Raw genomic sequence first — 6,430 nt, 5'->3', positions numbered from 1 at the left:
CCCAGCCAGACCACTGGGTTGATAGGCCGGATGTGGAAGCGAGGACTAACGACTCGTGAAGCTGACCGGTACTAATAGGCCGATAACTTACACCACACACCACCCCTTGCAAACCCATTCAAAAGGGGTTTGCACCCAGGGGCGGTACAAAGAGAACAAGACTGCTTGCGTCCACTATGTGGTTCCCAACCAACAAACCCGTTGCTTGAGAACCGATAATTACATAACAACACCACAACTGCCCTAACAGGCAGAGCATGTTGTAACCACCAGATTTCCCGACCCCTAACCAGGGGTTGTGGAGCAAGGGTTACGGCGGTCATAGCGTGGGGGAAACGCCCGGTTCCATTCCGAACCCGGAAGCTAAGACCCACAGCGCCGATGGTACTGCACCCGGGAGGGTGTGGGAGAGTAGGTCACCGCCGGAACATCATTCAGGTCGAGAGCCCCAACCACACGGTTGGGGCTCTCCCACTTTAACCACCACACCACACCAGCACCCTCTCCCACCTAAGGCCCCCTTCCCGGGCAACCCTCTCTCCCTTAAGGCCCCCGTCCCGGGCGATGCTCTCTCACCCCGCGGCCCTGGCCCGGGGCACCCTGCGGTCGGCCACCGCCGTCGAACCCCGCCACAACCGGGAGAACGTCCCGGAAAACCCGGCAACAACCGAGAGAGCGTCCGCAAGGCGAGGGGTGGGCCACCCGGCCCCTGCCGTGGGTCTCCTTCCCCCTCCGACGCAACCACCCACCACCAGACCCTCTCTCACTAGTTGCAGCCTTTTGGGCAACGCTCTCTCACTGCCGCCCCTAGACTTACACTTCATGAGCCACATTCCGCCCGGATATCCGGCCAAGCCGGCCACAATCCTTGACGTGGCCGCGGCGGCCGGGGTTTCGCGCCAAACTGTCACCCGGGCAATGAATGGCATGCCGGGGATCAAGGAATCCACCCGCCAGCGCGTGCGAGAGTTGGCGCAGGAACTCGGTTACACCCCGAGCCGTTTCGCTAAAGGGCTCGTCCAGGGAGCAAAGACGTCCGTGGGCCTGGCAATCCCGGATCTCACTAACCCGTATTTCCCGGCGTTTGCCTCAAGCGTCGTGGAACTCGCCACGCTCCGAGGTTGGCACGTGGTGGTGGACGACTACGGTCATGGCGGCCGCAGCGGCTTGGACGCCGTTGAGCATTTGGCTCCCCAAGTGGATGCTGTCATTGGTTACCTCGGGGGCTACGCCAAGCAGGCGCAGGCCGTCCTGGGCCGCCGTCCGCTAATCGTCCTCGATGAAGCTGAGGTCGGTGCGGCCGGCAGCATTAACTTTGACTACCAGCACGCTGCGATGCTGGCTGTGGATCACCTGCTGGAAACGAAACAGCGGCACATCGCCTATCTGGAGGCCGGGTCAGCCTCTGAAAACGGCGGACGGGCCCCGCGCACCGTCCGCGGGAAGGCCGTCGCTGGACGGCTGAACGAGCGTGGGACGTCGTGGTCCCTCGTGGTTGCGGATGAGACGGCAGAGGCGGCCAAGGAAGCAGCGGCGGCATTTCTTCGGGACCATCCGGAGACGGACGGGATCCTTGCCTTCAACGACCTGATGGCCGCCGGCGTCCTGAAGGCACTCTTCGCTGCGGGGCGCAGGGTGCCGGAGGACTGTGCCGTCATCGGCATGGACGGTATCCCGCTCGGCGAGCTCTTGAGTCCCGAGCTCAGCACCATGGCACTGGACCTGCGCGAGGTCGGAAGGGCCGCCGTCGAACTTCTTGACGGTTTGCTCTCGGGGGCCGTCAGCCCGGGATCACCCTCGTCGCGCCTGACCCTGAAGCATCGGTTGGTCCTCCGGGAAACAGCCTGACGCCGCACTGCTCCGGTTAGCAGGGCGAACGAGACTGCCATTATGAGTCGAAGTGCCCTTCTGGCTGCGTACCGCAGACGGCAAGCTGGTGACGGGGCTACTGTGCAGCTGCCCGGGCTGCCGGAGTCCTGCCGCTCGAGCCGCCCACCGGCGGCTCGAGATCAAGTCTGGGACAGGAGCGGGGATGGGACGGCTGGACGGCAAAGTAGGCCTCATCAGCGGCGGATCGCGCGGGATCGGAGCCGCCATAGCGCAGCGGATGCTTGAAGAGGGCGCAAAGGTGGTCGTCGGCGATGTCCTGGACCAGGAAGGGGCCGACCTGGCCGCGGAGCTGGGCGACAATGCGCGCTTCGTCCACCTCGACGTGACGAGTCCAACGGACTGGCAGCAGGCGGTGCATGCCGCTGTCTCCGAGTTCGGCGGCCTTAGCGTGCTGGTCAACAACGCCGGCATCGTGAATTTTGGCCGGATTGATGAGTACGCCGATGAAGAATGGTCCAGGATCATCGACGTCAACCTGACCGGCGTCTTCAACGGCATCAAAGCCGCGGCGCCGTCCCTGGCGTCGAACGGACGCGCCTCGATCATCAATATCTCCTCAATTGCCGGTGTCCGCGGATACGAAAGCCTGGCCGGTTATACAGCGTCGAAGTGGGGCGTCCGCGGGCTGACAAAAAGTGCGGCCCTCGACCTTGGAGGGTCCGGAACCCGCGTCAACTCAGTCCACCCGGGCGTCATTGAGACACCCATGACAGCGGGCATGACGTTCGACACTGGCCACGTGCCATTACACCGGATCGGTCAACCGCGCGAAGTGGCCGATCTGGTGGTGTACCTGGCGTCCGACGAATCCTCTTTCATTACGGGCTCGGAGTTCTTGATCGACGGCGGTGAAACCGCCGGGACCGTGGCGCCAGAGCCTACCGGGGGCTCGCCGGTCTGACAGGAAATTAGTCTGGTTCAGGTGCTTACTCACTCTTTCCAAGCGCGCTGCATTCGCGTACGATCGATGAAACGTGAACGTTCACGAAATCATTCCGTCGCAGTCGTGCACGCGCACGCTCACCGGAACCGCCCCCAAACCCGAGGACCATCATGCCCGTCGAGCCGACCACCGCCAGCCCCACCTTCGCAGCAGGCAGCGGTCCGGGCCCCGGCTTTGAGGCCAGCCCCGAGGCCGAGACCGAGGCCGGCCCCGATGCCGGGACCGAGGCCGCGGACGGCCAGACGGCGCACGCCCCCGGGCGTCCCCTCGACATCGCCGCCGAGCAAGTCGCGGAGTTAGCTTCCGTGGCTCCCCCGCAAGGCACGATGCCGGCACGGTCCTACCTTGAGAGCGATGCGCCGCGCTTGTCGCTCAACGGCGTGTGGAAGTTCAGGCTTCACGCGGGCATCCGGCAGGCGCCCCAGGACGGCTGGCAGTCGGGTGGTGACCGTCCGGACTTCGGCGACCTCCCGGTACCGTCCAGCTGGCCCATGCACGGCCACGGCACACCCTGGTACACCAATGTCCAGTACCCCTTTGCTGTGGAACCGCCGCATGTTCCGGACGCCAATCCCGTCGGCGACCTCTTCGTCGAGTTCGAGGCGGGGCCGGAGTACTTCCCGGCAGCGCTGATCCGCTTCGACGGCATTGAGTCTGCGGGAACCGTGTGGCTGAACGGCACCTTGCTGGGTACGACACGCGGCAGCCGGCTCGCCCACGAATTCGATGCCACGGGGGTCCTTGTGCCCGGCCGGAACGTGCTGGCGGTCCAGGTGGCGCAATTCTCGGCAGCCAGCTACGTGGAGGACCAGGACATGTGGTGGCTGCCCGGCATCTTCCGGGACGTGACGCTGCAGGCGCGGCCGTCGGACGGGCTCGACGACGTCTTCGTCCACGCCGACTACGACCATCGAAGCGGCGAAGGCATCCTCCGTGTAGAGGCGAGCCGGGAAGGGCAGCCGGCTGCCGCCGTCGTGCGCGTTCCGGAACTGGGGCTGGAACTGCCCGCCGGGGAGGAGCATCGGCTCCCGGGCGTCGATCCGTGGTCGGCAGAATTGCCGCGGCTGTACGACGCCACAGTCAGTACGGCCGGCGAGACGGTCTCGGTGCAGCTCGGTTTCCGCAGCATCAGCATCGAGGATGCCCAGTTCAAGGTGAACGGCCGGCGGATCCTGCTCCGCGGCGTCAACCGTCACGAACACCATCCCAAGCTGGGCCGCGCGGTGCCGAGGGAGGTCATGGAGAGCGAGCTGCGGCTGATGAAGCAGCACAACATCAATGCCATCCGGACCTCGCACTACCCGCCGCACCCTGACCTCCTGGCGCTGGCGGACCAGCTTGGCTTCTATGTCGTCCTTGAATGCGACCTTGAGACGCACGGCTTCGAACAAGGCGGCTGGAAGCAGAATCCCAGCGCGGATCCGCAGTGGCAGGCGGCCCTCGTGGACCGGATGTCACGGACTGTGGAGCGCGACAAAAATCACGCGTCGGTGGTCATATGGTCCCTGGGCAACGAGGCGGGCACGGGCGAAAACCTGGCCGCAATGTCCCGCTGGACCAAACTCCGAGACCCCTCCAGGCCCATCCATTACGAGGGCGACTGGAGCTCAGCCTACGTGGACGTGTACTCCCGGATGTACGCAAGCCAGGCGGAAACGGAGCTGATCGGCCAGGGCGTGGAGCCTCCGCTCGATGATGCGGACCTTGACGCCCGGCGGCGTGCCATGCCGTTCGTCCTGTGCGAGTACGTCCACGCCATGGGCAACGGCCCGGGCGGCATGTCCGAATACCAGGAGCTTTTTCACCGCCACCCGCGGCTGATGGGCGGATTCGTGTGGGAGTGGCTGGAGCACGGAATTACCCGAACAGGCCCTGACGGGCAGGAATATTTCGTCTATGGCGGCGACTTCGGCGAGGAAGTCCACGACGGCAACTTCGTCACTGACGGACTGGTGGACGCCAACCGTGTGCCGCGCCCGGGACTCCTCGATTTCAAGAAGGTCATCGAGCCACTGACCATTGAGGTGGCGGCGGACTGGTCAGGGTTCACGCTCACCAACCGCTTCGACTTCGCTGACACGTCGGGGCTGGAGTTCCGGTACACGGTGGAGGCCGACGGCGAAACGGTCGACGGCGGTCTGGTTGACGTTGCGCCTGTGGCGCCGCAGGAATCCGCCGCTGTGCGGCTGCCGGCAGGACTGCTGGAACGCACGGGGCAGACGCCGGCGGTGCTGACTGTTTCGGCAGTCCTCACGGAAGATACCGCCTGGGCCGACGCGGGCCACGAGGTCGCGTGGGGCCAGGAATCTGCCAATCTGCCCTTGGCCCCGACTGCGGTTGGTGCTTTGGCGCCGGAGGCCGGTGCCTCACAGCGCGCCGCCGGCGCCGGTGTGGAGGTGGAGGGTGATCTTCTTCGCCTGGGGCCGGCTGTATTCGACCGGGCGACGGGTCAGCCTGTCCGGTTGGGCGACGCTGCCGTCGAGGGTCTCCGGCTCCTACTGTGGCGTGCACCCACGGACAACGACCTGGGAGCTGAATGGGGCAGCCCGGATCCCCGCCCCGTAGCCACACAGTGGATGGACGCCGGGCTTAACCGCATGCATGTGAGGCTTGTCGGCATTTCCTCCCGGCCCGCGGAAGGCGGCGGCGAGGAGCTTGTGGTGCGCACGCGGGTTGCTGCCGCCGGTAAGCAGTTCGGTGTACTCGCCGAATACGTCTGGACCAGTGACGGCGACACCGTCAGCCTGCAAACGACGGTCAAGCCGGTCGGCTCGTGGGTCAACGCCGGCTGGCCAGTGCCGTGGGCGCGCATAGGCGTGGAAATCGTGATGGGCTCGGCCACCAAGTCCGTGGAGTGGTTCGGCCAAGGGCCGCACCATAGCTACCCGGATACGGGACAGGGCACGAAGCTTGGCTGGTACGACCTGCCGTTGAAGGACATGGACGTTGAGTACGTCCGGCCTCAGGAATCGGGCGCACGTTCCGGCGTGTACTCGGCAGCGTTGGAGCTCGACGCCGGCCGGCTCACCATCGATGGCGAGCTTTTTGCCCTCACCGTGCGCCCCTACAGCCTGGCGGTACTGGATGCCGCGACCCATCGGCCCGACCTTGTTCCGGACGGCCGCAGCTACGTGTACCTCGATCACGCAGTGCACGGAGTCGGAACTGCGGCCTGCGGTCCAGGAGTGCTGGAAGGCTACCGGCTGGCGCCGCGTGAGGCCGAATTCTCGTTCGTCTTCGCTGTGACTCAGTCCACATAAAGCCGTATCGCACCGCGGAGCGTCCCTAAGCGGCGGATCAGGCCGAAAAACCCCGCCGTTGCGGGGTTTTTCGGTGTGTTCCGTGTGTTTGGGGGTGGATTTGTGTGGGGTGCTGTGGGCGTGTAAAGTAATTCGAGTCGCCGCCGCTGATGCGGAAAGATAGCGACCGACCCCCTTTCTGAATGGCCTGAAAAACGGCGCTGTTATGGCGTGCGGAAACCGGGCGGGGACCCTTCCTGTGGTGCTTGTGGATGGCGGAAACGCCGGTTTGCAAAGCGGTCCGGGATCGGGTAAGTTAGAAAAGTTGCTCCGGAGCGATCCACGGCTGAGATGTTGT

At 65.1% G+C, this 6,430-nt stretch carries 3 protein-coding genes and 1 rRNA gene; all 4 read left to right on the top strand.

Features of this window, described 5'->3' with window-relative positions:
• The first annotated feature begins 311 nt into the window (after positions 1–311).
• The 4 genes from rrf to TV39_RS20270 all read left to right on the top strand — a co-directional run bounded on the left by rrf (position 312) and on the right by TV39_RS20270 (position 6,093).
• Positions 312–428: ribosomal RNA gene (gene rrf / locus TV39_RS20285) — 5S ribosomal RNA — on the top strand.
• Positions 429–822: 394 nt separating this feature from the next.
• The gene (locus tag TV39_RS20280) at positions 823–1,848 is read left to right on the top strand and encodes a LacI family DNA-binding transcriptional regulator (RefSeq protein WP_052500645.1); all 1,026 of its coding nucleotides are present in this window, start codon (positions 823–825) and stop codon (positions 1,846–1,848) included.
• A gap of 184 nt (positions 1,849–2,032) precedes the next feature.
• Entirely contained in the window at positions 2,033–2,791 is a 759-nt protein-coding gene (locus tag TV39_RS20275) for a glucose 1-dehydrogenase (RefSeq protein WP_043485308.1), read from the top strand.
• 152 nt (positions 2,792–2,943) lie between these two features.
• Positions 2,944–6,093, top strand: a complete 3,150-nt coding sequence (locus tag TV39_RS20270; RefSeq protein WP_082049928.1) for a glycoside hydrolase family 2 TIM barrel-domain containing protein — start codon at positions 2,944–2,946, stop codon at positions 6,091–6,093.
• The last annotated feature ends 337 nt before the right edge of the window (positions 6,094–6,430 follow it).

This window comes from Arthrobacter sp. SPG23 (assembly GCF_000876655.1).
Taxonomy (GTDB): domain Bacteria; phylum Actinomycetota; class Actinomycetes; order Actinomycetales; family Micrococcaceae; genus Arthrobacter.
The sequence above is the reverse complement of the archived record's forward strand: the minus strand, read 5'-3'. Positions and strand labels throughout refer to the sequence as shown.